This is a genomic window from Ruegeria sp. AD6, assembly GCF_056542325.1.
Window position 1 is genome coordinate 132481 of sequence record NZ_JBQFZQ010000004.1, and the last position, 23424, is coordinate 155904.

Annotated in this window: 19 protein-coding genes; 16 read left to right on the forward strand and 3 right to left on the reverse strand. The window is 61.2% G+C overall.

Going from position 1 to position 23424, the window contains the following annotated elements; all coding sequences use genetic code 11:
* Nucleotides 1-28: 28 nt before the first annotated feature.
* Genes bioB through ACR0KJ_RS10925 form a run of 6 tightly spaced genes read left to right on the forward strand, consistent with a single transcriptional unit; the run spans nucleotide 29 to nucleotide 5411 of the window.
* Entirely contained in the window at nucleotides 29-1009 is a 981-nt protein-coding gene (gene bioB / locus ACR0KJ_RS10900; RefSeq protein WP_170453854.1) for a biotin synthase BioB, read from the forward strand.
* Complete coding sequence (locus ACR0KJ_RS10905) at nucleotides 1006-2139, forward strand: 8-amino-7-oxononanoate synthase (protein ID WP_480626669.1); 1134 nt, start codon at nucleotides 1006-1008, stop codon at nucleotides 2137-2139. Before bioB ends, ACR0KJ_RS10905 begins: the two co-directional genes overlap by 4 nt.
* Nucleotides 2136-2756, forward strand: a complete 621-nt coding sequence (gene bioD, locus ACR0KJ_RS10910; protein ID WP_170453851.1) for a dethiobiotin synthase — start codon at nucleotides 2136-2138, stop codon at nucleotides 2754-2756. The genes ACR0KJ_RS10905 and bioD overlap by 4 nt, the downstream gene beginning before the upstream one ends.
* Nucleotides 2753-4039: an adenosylmethionine--8-amino-7-oxononanoate transaminase gene (gene bioA / locus ACR0KJ_RS10915; RefSeq protein WP_170522689.1), complete on the forward strand. Its 1287-nt coding sequence runs from the start codon at nucleotides 2753-2755 to the stop codon at nucleotides 4037-4039. Before bioD ends, bioA begins: the two co-directional genes overlap by 4 nt.
* A complete protein-coding gene (locus ACR0KJ_RS10920) occupies nucleotides 4036-4653 on the forward strand; it encodes a pimeloyl-ACP methyl esterase BioG family protein (protein ID WP_480626670.1) in 618 nt (205 codons plus the stop codon). Before bioA ends, ACR0KJ_RS10920 begins: the two co-directional genes overlap by 4 nt.
* The gene (locus ACR0KJ_RS10925) at nucleotides 4650-5411 is read left to right on the forward strand and encodes a methyltransferase domain-containing protein (protein ID WP_480626671.1); all 762 of its coding nucleotides are present in this window, start codon (nucleotides 4650-4652) and stop codon (nucleotides 5409-5411) included. The genes ACR0KJ_RS10920 and ACR0KJ_RS10925 overlap by 4 nt, the downstream gene beginning before the upstream one ends.
* Here the strand turns inward: ACR0KJ_RS10925 and ACR0KJ_RS10930 are convergent.
* Nucleotides 5408-6190 (reverse strand): DeoR/GlpR family DNA-binding transcription regulator, encoded by a 783-nt coding sequence (locus tag ACR0KJ_RS10930; RefSeq protein ID WP_480626752.1) that lies wholly within the window; start codon nucleotides 6188-6190, stop codon nucleotides 5408-5410. The genes ACR0KJ_RS10925 and ACR0KJ_RS10930 overlap by 4 nt on opposite strands.
* Nucleotides 6191-6392: 202 nt before the next feature.
* Here ACR0KJ_RS10930 and ACR0KJ_RS10935 point away from each other — a divergent pair, with 202 nt between their 5' ends.
* The 10 genes from ACR0KJ_RS10935 (at nucleotide 6393) to ACR0KJ_RS10980 (ending at nucleotide 19301) form a co-directional block, all read left to right on the forward strand.
* The gene (locus ACR0KJ_RS10935; RefSeq protein WP_170453845.1) at nucleotides 6393-7334 is read left to right on the forward strand and encodes an ABC transporter substrate-binding protein; all 942 of its coding nucleotides are present in this window, start codon (nucleotides 6393-6395) and stop codon (nucleotides 7332-7334) included.
* Between the two features lie 76 nt (nucleotides 7335-7410).
* Nucleotides 7411-8433, forward strand: a complete 1023-nt coding sequence (locus ACR0KJ_RS10940; RefSeq protein WP_480626672.1) for a quaternary amine ABC transporter ATP-binding protein — start codon at nucleotides 7411-7413, stop codon at nucleotides 8431-8433.
* Nucleotides 8430-10421, forward strand: a complete 1992-nt coding sequence (locus ACR0KJ_RS10945) for an ABC transporter permease subunit (protein ID WP_170522704.1) — start codon at nucleotides 8430-8432, stop codon at nucleotides 10419-10421. The genes ACR0KJ_RS10940 and ACR0KJ_RS10945 overlap by 4 nt, the downstream gene beginning before the upstream one ends.
* A gap of 1 nt (nucleotide 10422) precedes the next feature.
* Nucleotides 10423-11304, forward strand: coding sequence for a phosphotransferase (locus ACR0KJ_RS10950; protein ID WP_480626673.1), 882 nt, complete (start codon nucleotides 10423-10425; stop codon nucleotides 11302-11304).
* A gap of 8 nt (nucleotides 11305-11312) precedes the next feature.
* On the forward strand, nucleotides 11313-13757 hold the full coding sequence (locus ACR0KJ_RS10955; protein WP_480626674.1) for a GcvT family protein: 2445 nt from the start codon (nucleotides 11313-11315) through the stop codon (nucleotides 13755-13757).
* 27 nt (nucleotides 13758-13784) lie between these two features.
* Nucleotides 13785-14558: an inositol monophosphatase family protein gene (locus ACR0KJ_RS10960; protein ID WP_480626675.1), complete on the forward strand. Its 774-nt coding sequence runs from the start codon at nucleotides 13785-13787 to the stop codon at nucleotides 14556-14558.
* Between the two features lie 16 nt (nucleotides 14559-14574).
* Complete coding sequence (locus ACR0KJ_RS10965; RefSeq protein WP_480626676.1) at nucleotides 14575-15324, forward strand: N-formylglutamate amidohydrolase; 750 nt, start codon at nucleotides 14575-14577, stop codon at nucleotides 15322-15324.
* The gene (locus ACR0KJ_RS10970) at nucleotides 15321-16682 is read left to right on the forward strand and encodes a glutamine synthetase family protein (protein WP_480626677.1); all 1362 of its coding nucleotides are present in this window, start codon (nucleotides 15321-15323) and stop codon (nucleotides 16680-16682) included. The genes ACR0KJ_RS10965 and ACR0KJ_RS10970 overlap by 4 nt, the downstream gene beginning before the upstream one ends.
* A 94-nt stretch (nucleotides 16683-16776) precedes the next feature.
* Nucleotides 16777-18159, forward strand: a complete 1383-nt coding sequence (locus ACR0KJ_RS10975) for an aldehyde dehydrogenase family protein (protein ID WP_480626678.1) — start codon at nucleotides 16777-16779, stop codon at nucleotides 18157-18159.
* Entirely contained in the window at nucleotides 18156-19301 is a 1146-nt protein-coding gene (locus ACR0KJ_RS10980) for an iron-containing alcohol dehydrogenase (protein ID WP_480626679.1), read from the forward strand. The genes ACR0KJ_RS10975 and ACR0KJ_RS10980 overlap by 4 nt, the downstream gene beginning before the upstream one ends.
* Before the next feature lie 48 nt (nucleotides 19302-19349).
* Here the strand turns inward: ACR0KJ_RS10980 and ACR0KJ_RS10985 are convergent, their stop codons facing one another.
* On the reverse strand, nucleotides 19350-21761 hold the full coding sequence (locus ACR0KJ_RS10985; protein WP_170453829.1) for a DUF2309 domain-containing protein: 2412 nt from the start codon (nucleotides 21759-21761) through the stop codon (nucleotides 19350-19352).
* Nucleotides 21762-21775: 14 nt separating this feature from the next.
* Nucleotides 21776-23326: a proton-conducting transporter transmembrane domain-containing protein gene (locus ACR0KJ_RS10990; protein ID WP_170453828.1), complete on the reverse strand. Its 1551-nt coding sequence runs from the start codon at nucleotides 23324-23326 to the stop codon at nucleotides 21776-21778.
* Nucleotides 23327-23424: the final 98 nt, after the last annotated feature.

Here is a 23424-nt window from a genome sequence, read left to right on the forward strand (position 1 = left end):
GCAAGCTGCAGGAAATTTTATAGATAAAATGATCATCCCCCATTCCGGCTGGACCCGCAAAACTGCGCAAGCTGTCTATGACCTTCCGTTGATGGATCTTCTGTTCCGGGCACAAACCGTGCATCGCGAGAACTTTGATCCCAATAAGGTTCAGACCTCAAAGCTGTTGTCGATCAAAACCGGCGGCTGTGCCGAGGATTGCGCCTATTGCTCGCAATCGGCCCGCAACGGCTCGACCCTGCCGGCGTCGAAACTGATCGAGATCCAGCGCGTTCTGGCCGAGGCGAAGAAAGCCAAGGATGGCGGCGCGACGCGGTTCTGCATGGGTGCGGCGTGGCGCGAGCCCAAGCCCCGTGACATGCCTGCACTGGTCGCCATGGTCGAAGGCGTCAAGGCGATGGGCATGGAAACCTGCATGACGTTGGGCATGCTGGATGACACTCAGGTCGTACAACTGCGCGATGCGGGGCTGGACTATTACAACCACAATATCGACACCTCGGAACGCTATTATTCCGAGGTCATCACCACCCGCACCTTCAGCGACCGGATCGACACCATGAACCGTGTGCAGGAAGCCGGGATCAAGGTCTGTTCGGGCGGTATTCTGGGCATGGGTGAGCATTCGGGCGACCGCATCGACATGTTGCTGACGCTGGCCAACATGCAGCCCGCACCGGATTCGGTTCCGATCAACATGCTGATGCCGCAGGCGGACACGCCCCTGGCCGATGCCGAGCCGATTGACCCGATTGAGTTTGTGCGGATCATCGCTCTGGCCCGGATCCTGATGCCGAAATCCTATGTGCGTCTGTCCGCCGGTCGCAGCGACATGAGCGATGAGATGCAGGCCATGTGTTTCTTTGCCGGTGCGAACTCGATCTTTGTGGGTGAGACGCTGCTGACGGCCGAAAACCCCGAAGAGGATGTGGATTCGATCCTGTTCGCCAAGCTGGGTATTCAGCCCGAGACGGCAGAAGATCACGCGCAGACGGAAGCTGCCGAATGACAGCAGTCGATCGGCTGGAGTCGATGCTTGGCACGCTGGATGCGCGCCATCGTCGTCGCCATTTGGCGGCGGCGAAAGGGCTGGACTTTGCGTCGAACGACTATCTGGGGCTGGCGAGCTCGCAACTGTTGCGGGACGCCGCGCAGGACGCGGTGGCGCGTGGCGTGCCAGTGGGGTCCGGCGGGTCGCGCCTGCTGCGCGGCAACCACCCCGAACACGAAGTGCTGGAGCATGAGGCCGCCGCGTTTTTCGGTGCCGAGGCTGCCCTGTTCATGGGCGGCGGGTTTCAGGCCAATCAGGCGATCTTTTCCACCCTTCCGGCGGCAGATGATCTGGTTCTGCACGACGCGCTGGTCCATGCCAGCGCCCATGAAGGGATGCGCGCCAGCCGCGCGGATCTGCGGTCGTTCCGGCACAATGATGTAAGCGATGCCCGGGCGGTGGCGGCAGAATGGCGTGCGGCAGGGGGCACCGGGCAAATCTGGCTTGCCGTCGAAAGCGTCTATTCGATGGAGGGTGATCTTGCCCCGCTATCGGATTTCGCGACCCTTGCACGGGAATTCGATGCGATTCTCGTTGTGGACGAAGCGCACGCCACCGGCGTCTATGGCGCGCACGGAGAAGGTCTGGCGCATGATCTGGACGCGCAACTTTTGACATTGCACACTTGCGGCAAAGGGTTGGGTGTCGCCGGGGGATTGATCTGCGGACCTCGGGTGATGATCGACGCGTTGATCAACCGCGCACGACCGTTCATCTTCGCAACCGCTCCTTCGCCGCTGAACGCAGCGCTGGTGCGCGCAGCTTTGCAGGCGCTGGTCTCGGACGAAGGGCTGATACAGGCCGCGCAGGGCCGCATTCGCCATGCGCATTCGGTTGCGCGCCAGCAGGGCGTCGCCGAAACCGCCCTGAACAGCCAGATCATCCCGGTCATTCTGGGCGATGAGGCGCGCACGATGGCTATGGCCTCGGCCCTACAAGAGCGAGGCTTTGACGTGCGCGGCATCCGCCCGCCCACCGTTCCGCGCGGCACGTCGCGCCTGAGGATCTCGATCACCGGCAATGTGGATCACACCGACATCTCGGCCCTGTTCACCGCGCTGGCCCAACAGCAATCGGAGGCCGCATGAGCGCGCTGATCGTCACCGGCACCGATACGGGTGTCGGCAAAACCGTCTTCTCTGCCGGGCTGACCGCTGCCTTGTGTGCGACATACTGGAAGCCGGTGCAGTCGGGGCTGGAAGACGCCACTGACACCGACATCGTTCGGGACCTGTCCGGTGCCGAAGTTCTGCCCGAGGCCTACCGACTGAACATGCCCGCCTCACCCCATCTGTCCGCCGAGGATATGGGGCTGGAAATCGATGCAAAGCGCCTGTCCCTGCCGCAGGTTGACGGGCCCTTGGTTGTCGAAGGGGCAGGGGGCCTGATGGTGCCGCTGAACCGCAAGCTGTTCTATCTGGACCTGATCGCGCAATGGGAGGCCCCGGTTGTACTGGTCGCGCGGACCGCTTTGGGCACGATTAACCACACCACTTTGTCTCTGATGGCGCTGCGAAATGCAGGGTGCCAGGTGGTGGGCGTGGCTTTTGTGGGCGAACCCGAGCCGGATGTGGAACAGACCATCGTCCAGATGTGCGATGTGCGCCATCTGGGGCGTCTGCCCATGCTGCCCGACCTGTCGCGTGACGCTCTGGCCAACGCATTCCAGGCCATCGATGTCGATGCCATCCGGGGGGCGCTATGACCCCGCTGGATTTTGACGCCCGCCACCTGTGGCACCCCTATACCAACGTGGCTGATCCCGGCCCGATGCACCTGATCGACCGGGCCGAGGGGGTGTATCTGTACCGCGAAGACGGGGCGAAGATGATCGACGCCATGTCCTCATGGTGGTGCGCGATCCATGGGCATAAGCACCCCGTGATTACCTCGGCCATGCAGCGCCAGCTGGAGAAGATGCCGCATGTGATGTTCGGCGGTCTGACCCATAACCCGGCCATCGATCTGGGGCGCAGGATGGTTGACATGCTGCCCGAGGGGCTGGACCGGATTTTCTACTGCGACAGCGGCTCGGTCTCGGTCGAAGTGTCGATGAAAATGGCGGTGCAGTATCAGATGGCCCATGGCCGCACCGGCAAGGTCGAGTTTGCCACCGTCCGGGGCGGCTATCACGGTGATACGTGGAAAGCGATGAGCGTCTGTGACCCGGTCACCGGGATGCATGGGCTGTTCCGTGGTGCCTTGTCGATCCAGCACTTCCTGCCGCGCCCGCATGTGCGGCTGGATGACGAATGGCCTGAGGATTCGGCGCAAAACGGTCTTGAACCGCTGGAACGCCTGCTTGACGAAAAGGGCGACCAGCTTGCGGCACTGATACTTGAACCCGTCGTGCAGGGCACTGGGGGGATGTATTTCTATCACCCCGAATGGCTGCGCGCGGCGCGGGCCTTGTGTGACGCCCACAACGTTCTGATCATCTTTGACGAGATTGCAACCGGCTTTGGCCGTACCGGCAAACTGTTTGCCATCGATCATGCGGGTGTAACACCTGACATCCTGTGTCTGGGCAAGGCGCTGACGGGCGGGCATATTTCGTTCGCGGCGACGGTGACCAGCGAGAAAATCGCCTATGGAATCGGCAACAGCGAGGCGGGCGTTTTCATGCATGGCCCGACCTATATGGCCAACCCGTTGGCCTGTGTCGCGGGTTCGGCCAGCCTTAGCCTTCTGGCCGAAGGTCATTGGACAGGGCAGGTGGCTGCAATCGAAAACCAGATGCGGGCTGAACTGGAGCCCGCCCGCCACTTGCCGGGTGTTGCCGATGTCAGGGTCCTGGGCGCGATTGGCGTGATTGAGATGAAGGATACGGTTGATCCCCGGGTCGCGCACCGCCTTGCCCCGCAAACCGGCGTCTGGCTGCGCCCCTTTGCGCGCAACATCTACACGATGCCGCCCTACATCATCTCGGCTGATGAGCTGAGCCGCGTCACGGCGGCCATGGTCGCGCTGGCCGGAGGTGCACAGTGAAGCATCAGTGGCTGTCACGCTCGGACGGAACCGACCTGACCCTTGTCTTCGGGGGCTGGGCACTGGGGGCTGCGCCTTTTGATGGTCTGACCGATGCGGACAACCTGTTGCTGATCCAAGGCTACACGCAGATTGACGCGCCCCTGCCGCTTGAGCGGTTTGAGCGCGTTCACCTGCTGGCCTTTTCCTTCGGGGTCGCCTCGGCAGCGCATTGGCTGGCGCAGACCGGTTTCCGGCCTGACCGGCTGGTTGCCGTCAGCGGGACGTTGAACCCGGCCAGCGCTGAATTTGGCATCGCACCCGAGATGATCCGGGCAACGGCGGATAACCTGTCTAATGCGAGTTTCACCAAGTTCTGCCGCCGGGCCGGATTGGTCGGGTCTGCGCCCGCGCTGGACATTGCCGCCGCACGTGACGAACTGCTTGCCGTGATCGATCGGGGCGCGGCCCACGATCCCGGCTTTGACCGCATCTGGATACCGCAGCGGGATCGCGTCATCCCCACCACCGCGCAAGAGGCCGCATGGGCGGATCGGTCAGACATTATCCGGCGCGTCGATACCCCTCATGTCCCGTTTGCGGCGGGTCAAAGCTGGGCGGAGTGGTTTGCATGACAGTCCATCTGACAGACAAGGTGCAACGCAGTTTCAGCCGCAGTTTTCACACCTATCACGATGCGGCAAACCAGCAGGCCTGGGTGGCCGAGAAGCTGGTGGACGAGTTACACCGGCTGGGCGCGCCCAATCAGTATCGGGCGGGCTTCGAACTTGGCTGCGGCACCGGGCATCTGAGCCGTTTGTTGCGCGCGCAGTTCTCGGTTGATCACCTGAGCCTGAACGACATCGCCCCGCAGGCCCGCGAAACGGCACATGCGGTGGATGCCGGATTTATCGAAGGTGACGCGCGGCAGGTATCCTGGCCCGCGCATATCGATCTGCTGGTATCTGCCTCGATGATCCAGTGGATGGAGAACCCGGCTGATCTGTTGCGCAAAGCGGCCAAGGCTTTGGCCCCCGGCGGTTGGTTTGCCGTGTCTGGTTTCGGCCCCAAACAGTATCAGGAACTGCGGCAGATCGGATCCGCTGCGCAGGCACCGGGCCTGTGTGGGGCGGAGGAACTGCGCGCAGCTATCGAAGATGTACTGATCGTCAAATCCGCCGGTGAGAGCCTGCGGCCCTCCTACTTTGCCACCCCGCGCGACATGCTGCGGCACCTGCGGAATACCGGCGTGAATGGCCGCGCGCAGCGTGCCTGGACCAAGTCGACGCTGGCCCGGTTCGAGCAGGAATACTGGTCGGAATTCGGCCACGGGCAGGGCGTGCCGCTGACCTACCATCCGGTCTGGATCATTGCCCAGAAACGCGAAGGCTAGTCCTTTACCACCAGATCAATTTCGTTCTCGGCCAACATGTCGCGAATGCCCTGCGACGGCTGGGTGTCGGTGAAAAACAGGTTGATCTTCGACGGAACCTCAAGCGTCACGGGGGCCCGTTTGCCCAGCTTTTCGCCATCGGCCACCACCACACGCACCTGAGCGTTGTCGATTGCGATCCGCGCCAGGTTGGCCTCCTGCAAATCATGCAGCATGAAGCCCAGATCGGCGTTTACCGCCCCGACCGACAGGATCGCAAAGCGGACGTTCAATCGCCTGATCAACTCCTGCGCTTCCACCCCGAACGCGCCGCCGTCATGGGGGCGCAGCTCACCCCCGGCCATGAACACGCGGTTGTTGTTATGCGCGGCCAGCGTGTTGGCCACGACAACTGAATTTGTCACCACAAACAGGTCCTTATGATCCCGAAGGGCCTGCGCCACATATGCTGTCGTCGACCCGATATCGAGGAACAGGGAATCCCCGTCGCTGATGATCTCGGCGACGGCTTTGGCCAGTTTTTCCTTGGCGTCGACCTTACTGTCCAACCGGCTTTCCAGCGAAGGTTCCAGCAAGTTTTCGACCAGATGAACGCCGCCATGGACTTTGCGGACGATACTGCGCTCTTCCAGATTGCGCACATTGCGGCGGATGGTTTCCAGCGTCACGCCAAGTTCATTGGCCAGCACGCTGACCCGACAGGATCCGCCCGACCGGAACAGGGCGCGCAAAATCTCATCTTCTCGCTGATTTGTGGTTTTTAGGTTCATTGGGTCCATGGTAATGGCAGTAGTTGGCACTAGGGGTACCACAACTACCACATAAAGCAACGCAATTGCCAGAATTTGCGCGGTTAAGTTTTAATTTGAGAGTATTTGTGTGGCTTAACGTGGTTTTTATTGACACAAAACCCCACAATGTGGTCGTCTTTCAATAATACCACCGATTCACAAAGAAAAACCACGACAGGGAGATGGTATAATGCAACTCAAACTGGGACTTAGCGTATTGGCTTTGGCGGTTGCGGGCGTGACCTCGGCGGGGGCTGTGGAATCCTCGGACCCGATCAAGCTGACGCTGCATGACTGGTCAGGGCAATTGATCAACACCAAGATCATGGGCTCGATCCTGCAAGAGGCGGGGTATAACGTCGAATATGTGCAGGCTGATTACATCGCGCAATTCGCGGGCCTGAAAACCGGCGATCTGCATCTGGCGATGGAGATCTGGGAAACCACCGGGCGCGAGGCGCTGGATGAGGCGACAGCCTCGGGCAACGTCGTGAACGTGGGCGAAACCGGGCTGATGGCGATCGAGGAATGGTGGTATCCGACTTACATGAAAGACCGCTGCCCTGGCCTGCCGAACTGGGAGGCGCTGAAAGACTGCGCCGAGGAATTTGCCACCGCCGAAACCGCGCCGAACGGGCGCTATGTGGGCGGCCCGGTAACCTGGGGCGGGTTCGACGAAGAGCGTGTCGAAGCGCTGGAGCTTGAGTTCGAGGTTGTCCACGCAGGCACCGATGCGGCTCTGTTTGCCGAATTGGAATCCGCCTATCAGCGCGAAGATCCAATCATGCTGTGGGTCTACGTTCCTCATTGGGCACCGGCAAAATATGATGGCGAATTCGTTGAATTCCCGCCGTTTTCCCCGGAATGCTACGCAGATCCGTCAGTCGGGGTGAACCCCGATCTGGCCTATGACTGCGGCAAGCCGCGCGGCCCGATCTGGAAGGCGGCCTGGTCCGGTTTGCAGGAAAAATGGCCGGGTGCGTATGACATCATCGAAGCCTACAGCATCAATAACGATGAGATGAGCGCGATGGTCGGCAAGGCAGATTTGGACGGCGTAGAGATTGATACCGTTGTTGCAGATTGGATGGGGGCCAATAAAGACCGCTGGTCTGGCTGGATCTCCAAGTAATCTGCATTGGCCGGAGCGGTCACCCTGTTCTCCCCAACCGCTCCGGCTTACCCGGCCTTTCAATCGGACGTCCCAGATGACCCCCAAGACCAAATTGTCCTGCCGTAACGTGTGGAAACTCTACGGTCCGAATGCGGATGCGCTGTTGCGGCAAAATCCGAACCCGTCAGCTGATGACATCCGCAAGGCGGGCGTGATCGGCGCGGTGCGCAACGCCAATATCGACATCGCCGAGGGTGAGATTTTCATCATCATGGGCCTGTCCGGCTCGGGCAAATCCACCTTGGTCCGCTGCCTGTCGCGGCTGATCGAACCCACGGGCGGAGAGGTTCTGTTCGACGATGCCGATCTGCTGCGCGCCAGCGACAAGGAGTTGATCGAGATCCGCCGTCACAAGATGGGCATGGTGTTCCAGCATTTCGCCCTGCTGCCGCATCTGACCGTTTTGCAGAACGTGATGTTCCCACTGACCATTCAGGCCACACCCAAGGCTGAGGCCGAGGTCAAAGCCCGCGAAGTGGTCGAACTGGTCGGGCTGAAAGGGCGCGAGGATTATTATCCGCGCGAATTGTCAGGCGGCCAGCAACAGCGCGTCGGCATCGCCCGCTCGCTGGTGACGGAACCGGATCTGTGGTTCTTGGACGAGCCGTTCTCGGCGCTCGATCCGCTGATCCGGCGCGAAATGCAGGATGAGTTTCTGCGCCTGCAGGAGCGGCTGCATAAGACAATCGTCTTCATCACCCACGACTTTGAAGAGGCTGTCCGTCTGGCCGACCGCATCGCCATCATGAAGGACGGAGAGGTGATTCAAATCGCCACGCCAGAAGAGCTGGTGATGCACCCGGCCACTGATTATGTGGCTGAATTTACGAAACATATACCCCGCTCGAAGGTTCTGACCGTTGGCGGCGTGATGGCCGCCGGTGCGGATGGTCAGGGCGACCCGATCCCGCAATCTACCCGCGTCTCGGACGTGGCGGAACGGATCATCGCGGCCGATGCGCCGATCCCGGTTTCAGACGACACCGGACGGATAGTCGGGGCCATCGACCGCAAGGCCGTGGCGCATGTGCTGTTCGGTGACGGGGACGCCGCATGATCCGCCCAAGCCGCAGCCAGATCGTCATCCTGTCGCTTGTGCTGATCACGATCCTGCTGGGCTGGTTCGGTCGTGATCTGGGCAAGGCGCTGGATGCGCGTTGGCTGACCAAGTTCCCCTCGGCCTGGGTGATCCCATTCAAGACCTATATCTCGTCGGCAATGACATGGCTGATCGAGGATGCCGCCCTTGGCCCGGTCTCGTTCACCGATGTCACCCGCGCCATCGCCTGGCTGATCGAGCAGCCCTATAATCTGGTGCTGGCCCTGCTGGCTGACGGATTTGTCAGCGGTCAGGGCAATGACGCGCAGGTCATCCTGCCCGCGATCAGCTGGGTCGTGGTGATCACTGCCGTGATCGCTCTGGGGCAATACTGCCGTGATTGGGGGCTGGCGGCGCTGGTCGGCGCCTGTTTCATCTATCTGGCCGTCTTTGGACAATGGGACAGCGCGATGGTGACACTGGCCTCGGTCCTGATCGCGGTGCCGATTGGCGCGGGCGGAGGGTTGATGCTGGGCATTCTCGCCTATCGCCATCCGTTGTTTGAAAAGATCATCTCGCCCGTTCTGGACCTGATGCAGACGATCCCGATCTTTGCCTATCTGGTGCCGATCCTGTTCATGTTCGGCTTTGGCCCGATCTCGGCTTTGGTTGCCACGATCATCTACGCCACCCCGCCGATGGTGCGGATTACCACGCTGGCGCTGAAAGGCGTGGACCCTGAGATTCTGGATTTCGGACGTATGGCAGGTACAACCCAGCGGCAATTGATGTGGCGCGTTCTGGTGCCATCGGCCAGTCACAGCCTGATGGTCGGCGTCAATCAGGTGATCATGCTGACGCTGAACATGGTCATCATCGCCTCGATGATCGGGGCTGGGGGGCTGGGGTTCGACGTCCTCGCCGCGCTGCGCCGTCTGGACATCGGTGCCGGGTTCGAGGCCGGGATTGCCATCGTGGTTCTGGCTATTGCCGTGGATCGGCTAAGTCAGGCTTTTGCCGAGCGCATGGGGCAGGTGCATCATGAACAGCCGGGCGCGTGGATCGCGCGCCATCGCCGCACGGTTCTGGTGCTGATCCTGCTAGTGCTGACATGGGTGCTGGGCCAGTTCTCGCCCCTGCTGCTGGAATATCCCGAAGGCCAGACCATCACGACGGGCGCGTTCTGGGACAACACGGTCGAATACCTGAACGTCAACTATTTCGACACGTTCGAGGCGATCAAGGTCTTTTTCCTGACGTGGTTCATGATCCCGATCAAGACGGTGCTGCTGGGCATCCCGTGGCCCTGGGCGATTGCGATGCTGACCCTGCTGGGCTGGCACGCGGGGGGCTGGCGGCTGGCGCTGCTCTGCGGTGGCATGGCCTCGCTGATCCTTGTGTCAGGCCTGTGGTCCAAGGCGATGGTGACGGTCTATCTGTGCGGCGCGTCGGTGATTTTGGCGACGTTGATCGGGGTGCCTCTGGGCGTGTTGGCGGCGTTGAACAAACGGGCGGGCGCTGTGATCAACCTGCTGATCGACACGCTGCAAACCCTGCCCAGCTTTGTCTACCTGATCCCCGTTGTGATGTTGTTCCGGGTCGGAGATTTCACTGCGCTGATCGCCATCGTCCTTTATGCGCTGGCCCCGGCGGTGCGCTATGCCGCACACGGAGTGCGTTCCGTCAGTGAGGAGTTGATCGAGGCCGGTCTGGTCTCGGGATGCACCCGCGCGCAACTGCTGCGCCATATCCGCCTGCCTATGGCACTGCCGGAAATCCTGCTGGGCATCAACCAGACCATCATGCTGGCGCTGTCGATGCTGGTAATCACCGCCCTCGTCGGCACCCGCGATCTGGGGCAAGAGGTCTATATCGCGCTGACCAAGGCCGATACAGGCCGGGGTCTGGTGGCCGGTCTGTCGATTGCCTTCATCGCCATCATCGCCGACCGGCTGATCAACGCCAGCGCCCGTCAGGCCCGCATCCGCTTTGGACTGGAGAGTTGACATGAACCATTCCGACCTGATGACTCGCATCCGCGCTCTGCCGATCTGGCAGGGTGAGATCGCAGCCGAACCGCTGACCGGTGGCATCACCAATGTGAATTACAAAGTGACGGATACCAGCGGATCTTATGTGGTCCGTGTCGGCGACGACATCCCGCTGCATCAGGTGATGCGCTTCAACGAGCTCGCCGCGACGAAAGCCGCCCACGCCGCAGGTCTTTCCCCTGCGGTGGTCCATGCCTCGGGCGATCTGACGGTGCTGGAATTCATCGAAAGCCGCACCCTGACGGAAGAGGACGTGCGCCACCCCGACATGCTGCCTCGTGTGCTGGATCTGGTAAAGCGATGCCATACGGAGGTGCCCAAACACCTGCGCGGCCCGTCACTGGTATTCTGGGTGTTCCACGTCATCCGCGACTACTCCGCCACGCTGACCGAGCGCAGCAGCGCCCACTCGGCCGTGATCCCGGAACTGGTGCAAACCGGGAACGGGCTTGAAACCGAGGCCGGGCCATATGACATGGTCTTTGGCCATAACGATCTGCTCTGCGGCAACTTTCTGGACGATGGCACCCGCCTGTGGCTGATCGATTTCGACTATGCCGGGTTCAACTCGCCGCTGTTCGATCTGGGCGGGCTGGCCTCGAACAACGGGCTTTCACCGGATCAAGAAGATTGGATGCTGGAGGCCTATTTCCAGACCCCCGTCACCGACGACCTGCGCCACCGCTATACGGCGATGAAATGCGCCTCGCTGCTGCGCGAAACGATGTGGAGCATGGTGTCCGAGATCACCTCGGATATCGACTTTGACTATGCGGCCTACACGGCTGAAAACCTCGCGCGGTTCCGCGCGGCCCTTACCGATTTCAAAAATACCTGAGGACAGACATGACCGACCTTCCGACAACAGCCAAAGCCGTCATTATCGGCGGCGGGATCATCGGCTGCTCGACCGCGTATCACCTGGCCAAGCTGGGCTGGACCGACACGGTGCTGCTGGAACGCAAGAAACTGACCTCGGGCACCACCTTTCACGCCGCCGGGCTGGTGGGGCAATTGCGTTCGAACGCCAATATCACGCAATTGCTGGGCTATTCGGTCGATCTGTACAACAAGATCGAAGAGGAAACCGGCCTCGGTACGGGGTGGAAGATGAACGGCGGGTTGCGGCTGGCCTGTAACGAGGAACGCTGGACCGAGGTCAAACGACAGGCCACCACCGCGCATTCCTTTGGTCTGGACATGCAATTGCTCACGCCCTCCGAGGCGCAGGAACTGTGGCCGCTGATGGACGTCTCGGACGTGATCGGTGCGGCCTATCTGCCGACGGATGGGCAGGCGAACCCCTCAGACATCACGCAGGCGCTGGCCAAAGGTGCCCGCATGGCCGGAGCGAAGATTTTCGAGGACACCAAGGTCACCGATATCGAGATCGAAGATGGCAAGATCCGCGCCGTGATCACCGAACATGGCCGCATCGAATGCGAAAAGGTAATCTGCTGTGCCGGTCAGTGGACCCGCACCTTTGCCGGGCGCTTTGGGGTGAACGTGCCACTGGTGCCGATGGAGCATCAGTATATGGTGACTGAGCCCTTTGACGTGCCCGGTAACCTGCCGACCCTGCGCGACCCCGACCGGCTGACATACTACAAGGAAGAAGTCGGCGGGCTGGTCATGGGCGGGTACGAGCCGAACCCGATCCCGTGGGCCACGAAGGGCATTCCGCAGGGCTTCCACTACACGCTGCTCGACAGCAATTTCGACCATTTCGAACAGTTGATGGAACTGGCGCTGGGTCGTGTGCCCGCTTTGGAAAACGCAGGGGTCAAAACCCTGACCAACGGGCCGGAAAGCTTTACGCCTGACGGCAATTTCATCATCAGCGAAGCGCCCGAATTGAACAATTTCTTCGTCGGCGCGGGCTTCAACGCCTTTGGCATCGCCGCAGGCGGCGGCGCGGGTATGGCGCTGGCTGAATGGGTGCACAAGGGCGAGCCGCCGTTCGACCTGTGGTCTGCCGATATTCGCCGCTTTGGCCGCCCGCATTTCGACACCGACTGGGTCCGCACCCGCACGGTCGAGGCATATGGCAAGCACTACACAATGGGCTGGCCGCATGAGGAGCATGACTCGGGCCGCCCCTGCCGCAAGTCGCCGCTCTATGACACGCTGAAATCACAGGGCGCGTGTTTTGGTGAGAAACTGGGATGGGAGCGTCCCAATTGGTATGCGGATACCTCGCTGGGTGAGACGCCCAAAGACGCATACAGCTTTGGTCGCCAGAACTGGTTCGCCGCTGTGGGCCGGGAACACAAGGCAGCGCGGGAGGCAGCGGTGCTGTTCGACCAGACCTCATTTGCCAAATTTGCCCTGAAGGGGCCGGATGCACTGGCCGCGATGAACTGGATCTGCGCCAATGACGTGGACAAGCCGGTGGGCGCGCTGACCTATACCCAGATGCTGAATGACAAGGGCGGGATCGAATGTGACCTGACTGTGGGCCGCGTTGCACATGATGAGTTCTACATCGTCACCGGCACCGGCTTTGCCACCCATGATTTCGACTGGATCAGCCGCAATATCCCCGAAGGCATGAATTGCCAGCTGTTCGACATCACCTCATCCAACGCCGTGCTGTCGCTGATGGGACCAAAGGCGCGGGATATACTGGCGGCGGTGACGCGCGATGATGTCTCGAATGACGGGTTCAAATTCGGCACGATCCGCACCATCGGCATTGCCGGTTGCCCGGTCAAAGCCCTGCGCGTGACCTATGTTGGGGAACTTGGGTGGGAGTTGCACCTGCCGGTGGAATACGCCCAGGCGGTATACGCCGCGCTGATGCAGGCGGGTCAGCCCCATGGTCTGGTCAACGCAGGCTACCGCGCCATTGAATCGCTGCGGCTTGAAAAAGGCTATCGCGCCTGGGGGGCGGAAATCGGGCCAGATCATACGCCGTTCGAAAGCGGGCTGGGCTGGGCCGTGAAACTGCGCAAGGATGTCGATTTCAAAGGCCGCGCGGCGTCTGAAAAACAAAAATCCGAGGGCGTCAAAAAGATGCTCGCCTGTTTCACCGTCGACCCGGATGTGGTTCTGCTGGGCCGCGAGACGATCTATCGTGATGGCAAGCGCGTCGGCTGGCTGACCTCGGGCGGCTATGGCTACACGGTGGGTAAATCCATCGGCTACGGCTATGTCCGCAATCCGGACGGCGTTGATGCGGAGTTTGTTACCTCTGGCACCTATGAGCTTGAGGTTGCGACCCGGCGCGTGCCGTGTCAGGTCTCGCTACAGCCGCTTTACGATCCGAAAATGGACCGGATCAAGGCGTGACCCGAATGCAGTCAAAAGGAACCTGACATGCTGGATGCCATGGCGCTTGAAGACCACGCAAAGGCGATCTCGGATATCGCATCGCAGGCGGCGATGCGGTATTTCCGGGGCACGCTGGGGGTGGAATTCAAACAGGATGAAAGCCCTGTTACCCAGGCCGATCGGGGCGTGGAAGCCGAGGTGCGGGCCTATCTGCGCCGGCACTTCCCGGATCACGGTATCTTCGGTGAAGAACACGGCAAGGAAGACGGTGACGGGCGACATCTATGGGTGATTGACCCGATTGACGGCACGCGTTCGTTCCTGTCTGGGCATCCCCTGTTCGGGTTCCTTCTGGCGCATCTTGTCGATGGTCAGCCGCAGCTTGGCATCGTCGGTATGCCTGCGATAAATGAAACCTTTGTGGGCACGCGTGGCAGCGGGGCCACGCTGAATGATCGGGCCATTCAGACCTCGGACGTGGCACGTCTGGATCAGGCGATCCTGTATGTGAATGAGGGCGACAAGATATACCGCGATCAACCGTCGATCTTTGACCGTCTGATGCGGGCCGGGCAGACCCGCCGCTTTGCGTATGATTGCTACCCTCATGCGCTGCTGGCTGCGGGGCATGTGGATGCAGTGGTGGATTATGAGCTTCAACCCTATGATTACCTTGCACTCTGCCCGCTGATCGAGGCGGCTGGCGGGGTGATGACCGATTGGAAGGGGCAGGCCCTGACCATGCAATCCGACGTGGCGGTTGTGTCAGCCGCAACCCCCGAATTGCACGCCGAGCTTTTGAGCCTGCTGAACGCCTAACCGATGGAGCCGAGAATTGAAAAGCCGCCCTACTGTTGAGATCATTAACCCCGATGGGGCGGGGCGCGTGGTGTTGCTGTGCGAACATGCCAGCGCGTTTATCCCACCTTATTACGAAGGGTTGGGACTGGCCGAGGCGGATCGCGAAAGTCACGCTGCCTGGGATCCCGGTGCGCGCGACCTGACAATGCGTTTATCGCAGGCACTGGATGCGCCCGCTGTGGCCTCGACCGTGTCGAGGCTGGTCTATGACTGCAACCGCCCGCCTGAAGCCGCCAGTGCCATGCCGGTGAAATCCGAGCTGATCGAGGTGCCGGGCAATGTTGCTCTGAGCCCCGAACAGCGCAGGCTGCGCACGACAACCGTGTATGATCCGTTCTGCAACGCCGTCGCGCGGGTTCTGGGCGTGCGCGGGCCTGACACGGTGTTGGTTACGGTCCATTCATTTACGCCTATCTATTTCGGCCAACCCCGCGCCGTCGAAATCGGCTTGCTGCATGATGAGGACAGCCGTCTGGTCGATCTGATGCTGGATCACGTGGATCAGGTCTCGGGCCGCCGGATCGAGCGGAACGAGCCCTATGGGCCGTTAGACGGCGTGACCCATTCCCTGCGCCTGCACGCGATCAGCCGGGGACTGGCGAATGTCATGATCGAAGTGCGCAACGATCTGTTGCGTTCGGATCAACAGGTTGCCACGGTGGCGGATGAAATACTGGCGCTGCTCAGACCCGCCATTCAGGAACTCAGGGAGGACGCATCTTGACCGCAACACTTACCTTCGAACATCTCAAGACGCAGGTCGCTGCGGGCGAAGTGGATACGGTTCTGGTCTGCATGGTCGATATGCAGGGCCGCCTGATGGGCAAGCGGTTCCATGCGGGCCACTTTGTTTCGGGCGCGTGGGAAGAGACCCATTGCTGCAATTACCTGCTGGCGACCGATCTTGAGATGGGCACACCGGACGGCTACGCCTCGACCAGTTGGGAGAGGGGCTATGGCGATTATGTCATGAAGCCGGACCTGAGCACGCTGCGCCCGGTGCCGTGGCTTGAGGGCACCGCAATGGTTATGTGCGATGTGCTGGATCATCATACGCATGAAGAGGTGCCGCACGCGCCGCGTTCGATCCTGAAGAGACAGGTGAATCGCCTGAAGGCGATGGGCTACGAGGCGATGTGTGCGACCGAATTGGAGTTTTTCCTGTTCGAGAAGAGTTTCGACCAGATCCGCAAGGAAGGCTTTCGCGATCTGGAGCCGATCTCGGGCTATAACGAGGATTACCACATCCTTCAGACCACCAAGGAAGAGCATGTGATGCGTCCGATCCGCAACCATCTGTGGGACGCGGGGATACCGGTCGAGAATTCGAAAGGTGAGGCCGAGACCGGGCAGGAAGAATTGAACATTAAATACGCACCGGCGATGGCGACAGCGGAATATCACTCGATTGCCAAAAACGCGGTGAAAGAGATCGCGTGGCAGCATGGGCACGCAGCGACCTTCCTGCCGAAATGGCATCATGAAAAGGTGGGCAGTTCTTCGCATGTGCATCAGTCGCTGTGGATGGATGGGCAGCCTGCGTTTTATGACCAGTCGGATGCGTTGGGCATGTCTGCGCTGATGAAAAGCTACATGGCGGGTCTTTTGAAATACGCCGCCGATTACACTTATTTCATGGCGCCTTACATCAACAGCTACAAGCGGTTCATGAAGGGGAGTTTTGCGCCGACACGGATCATCTGGTCGGTGGACAACCGCACCGCAGGGTTCCGCCTGTGCGGCGATGGCACCAAGGCGGTTCGGGTGGAATGTCGGATTCCGGGGTCGGACATGAACCCCTATCTGGCGATGGCCGGGATGCTGGCCGCCGGGATTGCGGGGATCGAAGAAGGTTTGGAGTTACAGTCGCCCGCCACAGGTGACGTCTATCAGGGCGATACGGGCATGATCCCGGGCAACCTGCGCGCGGCGCGGGATGCGTTGCATGGGTCGGCAATGCTGCGGGCTGCCATGGGGGATGAGGTGGTGGATCACTATGCGCGCGCGGCTGAGGTTGAGATCGAAGAGTTCGAGCGTGTGGTGACCGACTGGGAAATTGCGCGCGGGTTTGAGCGGGCGTAAAGGGCAGGAGCGAGGGGCCAGCCCCTCGCGCTCCCCGAGGTATTTTTGAACAGAAGAAGCAGGGGACCCTGCGTTTCTGGTAGATGGAGTGGATATGGGGCAGATGTTGCGATGTGTCTCGCCGATTGATGGGTCGGTTTTTGCGGAACGCGAAGTGCTGTCGCCGGCTACCGCGTTCGAAGTTGCTGGTCGGGCACGGGCGGCACAGGCTGGCTGGGCTGCGCGACCGTTGCAGGAGCGGATTGATTTGGTGATGGCCGGCGTGGCCGCTGTGGGCGCGATGAATGATGAGATTGTGCCGGAACTGGCGCATATGATGGGCCGGCCGGTGCGCTATGGCGGCGAGTTTGGCGGCTTTAACGAGCGGGCCAGCCATATGGCGGAGATTGCTGAAGGCGCACTGGCGGATATCGCGGTGGGCGAGGATGAGACGTTCAGACGCTATATCAAGCGCATTCCGCATGGGGTGGTGTTTGTGGTGGCGCCCTGGAACTACCCTTACATGACCGCGATCAACACGGTCGCTCCGGCGTTGATCGCAGGCAATACGGTGGTGTTGAAACACGCCACGCAGACCCTGTTGGTGGGTGAACGTATGGCGCAGGCCTTCCATGCGGCGGGTGTGCCCGAGGATGTGTTCCAGAACGTGTTTCTGAGCCATGACGTGACCAATGACCTGATCGCAGGCAATACGTTTGATTTTGTGAACTTCACCGGCTCGGTCGGTGGCGGTCAGGCGATGGAGCGCGCGGCGGCGGGGACATTCACCGGCGTCGGGACAGAACTGGGCGGCAAGGACCCCGGCTATGTCATGGAGGATGCCGATCTGGATGCGGCGGTCGATACGCTGATCGATGGGGCGATGTTCAACTCGGGCCAGTGTTGCTGTGGGATCGAGCGGATTTACGTGCATGAGAGTCTTTATGATGATTTTGTCGCCAAGGCGGTTGAGATCGTAAAGGGCTATAAGCTGGGCAATCCGCTGGACAGCGAGACCACTCTGGGTCCGATGGCCAATGTGCGCTTTGCCGATGAAGTGCGGGAGCAGATTGCCGAGGCCGTGGCCGATGGCGCTGTGGCCCATATTGACACTTTCGCCGAAGATGATGGCGGGGCCTATCTGAGCCCTCAGATCCTGACCAATGTGACCCACGATATGCGGGTGATGCGGGATGAAAGCTTTGGTCCCGTGGTGGGCATCATGAAAGTGTCCGGCGACGAAGAAGCGATCGCGCTGATGAATGACAGTGAGTTCGGCCTGACCGCCAGCCTCTGGACCCGCGACGTGGATCGCGCGGCGCGGGTAGGGGACCAGATCGAGACTGGTACCGTGTTCCTGAACCGGGCCGATTATCTGGATCCCGGCCTGTGCTGGACCGGCTGCAAGAATACCGGGCGGGGCGGTGGCCTTTCGGTTATCGGCTATCACAACCTGACCCGTCCCAAATCCTACCATCTGAAAAAGGTGACATCATGAGCCTTGTTGGAAACTGGTCCTACCCGACCGCGATAAAATTTGGTGCTGGCCGCATCCGGGAATTGCCCGAGGCCTGCGCGGCGGCCGGGATGAAGCGCCCTCTGCTGGTGACCGACAAGGGGTTGGCAGATCTGCCGATTACCGTCGCAACGCTGGATATCATGGAGGCCGCCGGTCTGGGGCGCGGGTTGTTTGCGGATGTGGATCCGAACCCGAATGAAAAGAACCTCGACGCCGGGGTCGCGGCCTATAACGCGGGCGGCCATGACGGGGTGATTGCGTTCGGCGGCGGCTCGGGGCTGGATCTGGGCAAGATGGTGGCCTTCATGGCCGGTCAGACGCGGCCCGTCTGGGATTTCGAAGATATTGGCGACTGGTGGGCCCGCGCCAATGCCGACGTGATTGCGCCGATCATTGCGGTACCGACCACCGCCGGAACCGGGTCCGAAGTGGGCCGCGCCAGCGTCATCACCAATTCCGAAACCCATGTGAAGAAGATCATCTTCCACCCCAAAGTGCTGCCCACGGTGGTGATCTGCGACCCGGAACTGACCGTGGGGATGCCCAAGTTCATCACAGCAGGCACCGGTCTGGATGCCTTTGCCCATTGTGTCGAGGCCTATTCCAGCCCGCACTACCACCCGATGTCTCAGGGTATTGCGCTGGAGGGGATGCGGCTGGTCAAGGACTACTTGCCGCGCGCCTATGCCGATGGAACCGATATCGAAGCCCGCGCCCAGATGATGAGTGCAGCAGCCATGGGCGCGACCGCCTTTCAGAAGGGTCTGGGTGCGATCCACGCCATGAGTCACCCGATCGGCGCGCATTTCAACACCCATCACGGCACCACCAACGCCGTCTGCATGCCCAGCGTTCTGGAGTTCAATGCCCCTGCCATTGCTGACCGGTTCCAGTCGGCTGCAGCCTATCTGGGCATCGAAGGCGGGTTCGACGGGTTCAGGGACTTTGTGCAGGAATTCAACGACTCGCTCGGCATCCCACGCACGTTGTCCGAACTGGGTGTGACCGAGGCGGCGATCCCGGAACTGGTCGAAGGTGCGATCATTGATCCGTCCTGTGGCGGCAATCCGATCAAACTGACCAGGGAAAACCTGACCCAGCTTTTTAAAGCGGCGCTGTAAAGCACAAGGCCCGGCGGGGAAACACGCCGGGCCTTTCATGCGATGCGGTTATTCCGCTGCGATGGCGTTTTCGCTGATCTCGGACTTCACCATAGGGACCCATTCAAGGTCTTTCGTGTAGCGCCAGGCAAGATCGCCGTTTTCGTCCATGGCGATCAGGTGCAGCCAGCGGTTGTCGAACAGCTCTTTGACGCTTTGATGGCGTCTCAGGATGTCGTTCATTGCTTCACGCGGGGCTTCGATGACCACCGACAGGCGCAGCGGGTCGTGCTGATAGGTTTCGCCATCATGCACCGATTGCCAAGGCAGGCCGGGGCGCAGCGCACCGCCATTGCCCTCGACCACGCCGATGCCTCCTACCACGTTGTGCAGCAGCTTGTTGCCGCCGCCGAACAGGGTCGGCGCAACGGTCGAGCCATAATATTGCAGGCTGATCCAGCTTGCGACCACGACCGGGGCGGTCATGATCAGTTCCAACACGCCAAACCCGGTATCGTCCCGCCAGTCATAGCTGTGCAGGAAGGTTTGACCTGACAGGCCGGTTCCATCCGTCCGGGACCGGGGTGCGGCGATGAAGGCCCGGCATCCGGCCAGACCCCATTCGGGGCGCAACTCGGCCCAGTCTGTGGCGCGGCGGGCGATGTCGCGGGCCCCTCGGGCCCGAGGCAGACGTGTTGAGCGTTCGGTTCGGGCTAGCCGCCCTGCCGATTGCAGCCACATCTTCAGTTGCGCGATATTCTGCGCCCATTGGCCGGTCGACTGGTCCTGATCGAACAGTGTCACCTCATCCGTTGTCGTGTGGTGCATGGCGGCCAGGAACAGCGTGTCCCTGGGGATGTCGATCCCTTCTTCGCGCAGCCCGTTGCGCACGGCTGGATCGTTCAAAAGACCTGCCAGAAGGCGGGCGCTGACATCTCCGGCATGGCCGCCGCACGCGCCGCATTGCAAAGCGCTTTCATGCGGGTTGTTGGTCACATCCGCGCCATGACCGGCCAGCATGACGATGTGGCCAAAGTTGCTGGTCAGGGACATGGCACCAAGGATGGCTTTTGCCGATGCGATCCGTGTGGGCAGGTCAATTGATGGATCCAGCTTGGGTGCAGGATCGAACGTAGCCCCTCCATGCCCTTTCCCCAGCGCATCCCGCAGCAGCTTTCCGGCATAGACCGGCCCCGTCGCCTCGACAAAGGCAAAAGAGGACACCGCGGCCAGCTTAAACCGGCCCCAGGCGCGCTTGGCCCGCGCAGAGTAGCGGCGGTTGAGGTCTGCCTGCGTATCCTCAGCCGCATGCGAGCGGACACCGGGGTTCAGCAGCACGGGACCCCGCAGTTCGGTGACATCCGAACCCGCCGCCTTGTGGGCGCTGGCGAGGCCGAAGAAGCCTGCGAAACCGAGGGTTTCGATCCCTTCGCCCTGCGCTTCCAGTGCGCGGCGAAAGACCTCTGACCGGACGTCGATGCAGAACGCGGCCTGAACCATCGGGCGGCCCGCGAACTTGCGCGGCTGCCGCTTGGCAAGCGACTGTCCCAGCTGGCGTTGTTGCGCGCGTTCAGCGGCATCCTGCAGCACCGCGTCGATCACCATATCGCGGGATGGTGTAACCGGAGTTTCATGTTGCGCGACGGTCTCGGCCCAGCGTTCGGCAATCTGATCGCGATAAAGGTCGAACAGCGCCTCTTCAAACACCATGCGGATGGCCAGCAACTCGGTCGTGGTTGTGTCGGTCTTGCCTTCAAGTTCAGCCTGCCACAGCAGATAGCGCGCATATTGCGCCCATCCGCCCAGCGTCATCAGCCAGCGGTGGAAGGCGGTTCCAGCGGCCTTGGGCGTCACCCCCAGCGCCTCGGACGCCCGGCCAATCGCCCGCCATTGCGAGCGGTTGGTACCGGCAACAAAAGCGCCAAAGCCTTTCAGGCCGTGTATCTCGAGCGTCAGATCACGTGTGGCGAATTCACGCCAGGCAATATGGGCCCCGCCGGTGCGGTTGGCCTGCCACAGCGCCTGACCCTGATCAAAGTGGCTGGCGGCCCAGGCTCCGATCCGTTCGTCAATCAGGCCGGGCCAGTCGATCCCCGAAACTTCTGCGGCCAGATCAGCGACAGTGGGCAGAGGTGCGGGATGGGCCGCCTGGGTTTCAAGCGCTGCTGCCAAATCCTCTGGCGACGGTGTGTCAAACGGGCTGTCGATATGGGCCAGTGCTTCAAGCAGATCACCCTCGGTGATCTCTCCGGCGTTCAACTTTTCTGCAAACGCCGTGCGATCCGGCATGATCCGCGTTCCCGCAACCCGGCCAAGCCGGGCCGCGGTTACGGCCAAAGGCTCGTTGGTTTGCCCAAGAAACGGGTTCACCGCGACATTCGAGGACAAGGGAAACAGAGGCGGGATCTGACGGGCCGCGTCATTGGCCAGTGCGACCAGTTCCAAAAGGGCTGCGGGATAGCTTTCGTGCTTCATATACATCTTGGGAACCCCTCTTACACAGTCTGCCGCTTGGACCATCCGTCCAACAGCCGGTCAAAGATTGCATTGGCATAAAGCCCGTTCGACAAATGCACCCGGATGCCCGCCGCAGCAGGATGCGAGGCCCAAAGCGGGAAGGTGGATTGCGCCAGCGCGACCGCGCCAAAGCTGATCAGGGCGAGGATGATCAGCGCCCATTCCAACGGTCCCGGAACCGGGGTCGCGGGCAGGGTACCTGCGGTCAGTTTTTGCGCGATGATTTGCAGCACGAAGTAGCTGACCGAGGTGACGCTGGCGTAGATCACCGTGCGACGGGTCAGTGCTCCGGGCGCTGCATCTGCAAAACCCTGCGCCAGCAGGTAAGCGACACCGAAGATCAGGATGACGCCAAGTGCAATGGCCTGGACCGACTTGCCGTCGATGCCAAACACCGCCGCCACGATGCCGTAGATCAGGATGCCCGTGGCAAAGGCCAGCACCACATTCCGTGCGCTTGGCACCGCAACCGGGCCGGGGCGGCGAATTGCGGCCACGTTCCGCACGGCCTCACCCGCGCTGAGAAAGGCGTGCGCCTTGTACAGTGAGTGCGCCACGATATGCAGCAGGGCCAGCGGGAACAGCGCCAGACCGCACTGCATGATCATGAAGGCCATCTGCGCGATGGTGGACCACGCCAGCGAGGTTTTCACAGCCGGTTGCGTCAGCATGACCAACCCGCCGAACAGCGCGGTGAACCCGCCCAGCATAACCAGCATTGCCATGATCCCCGGGGCGACCAGCATGACGTCCGCGAAGCGGATCAGCAGGAAGCCACCGGCATTGATGACACCTGCATGCAACAGGGCGGATACCGGGGTCGGGGCCTCCATTACTTCGGTCAGCCAGCCATGGATCGGGAACTGGGCCGAGGCCATGACCGCAGCCAACGCGATCAGCAAGGCCGCGACGATGGTCAGGGCGTTTCCTTGGGCCGAAGACAGGATCGTCGCAATGTCAGTGGTGCCGTAGCTGGCAAGCAGCAGTACGACCGCAACGGCCAGCGCGCCTTCGCTGATCCGCGCCACCACGGCCTTTTTACGAGCAGCACGTCGAGCGGTGGTGCGTTCTGGATAAAACAAAAGCAACTGGTGCAACATCAGGCTGGTCGCGATCCAAGCCGCCAACAGTTGGACCAGATTGCCCGACATCACCAACAGCAGGACAGCCGCGAGCGTGGCAGACATCCAGCCGGTGAACGCACCTTGCCGTGCTTCACCGTCCATATAAGTGGCTGAGTAACGCAACACGATCCAGCCGATAAAGCTGACCAGCACCAGCATGATGGCGCTGACTGCATCCAGTCGCACTGATAACCCCAGGCCCAAAAAGCCAATCAGCGGCGATGTGCCGGAACCCTGCGTCACCAGCAGCAGCGCCGAGATAGCAGCCACCGCAAAGGCGGCCAGGGCGGCCCATTCGGACAGTTTCGCGACATTGCCCGGCCGCAACCCCGGATGGCGACTGGCGTAATACGCCGATGCCAGCAGAATCAGCGGGCTTAACAATGGAAGAAACAGATGAAGCATTTTGCGCGTCCCTTTTGGTCTTGGGCTGACTCGGCCCGTTTCGCAGGACATATTGCGCGTGCAGCCCAATGAAAAATTCATTGTTCTGAGGTTTTCGT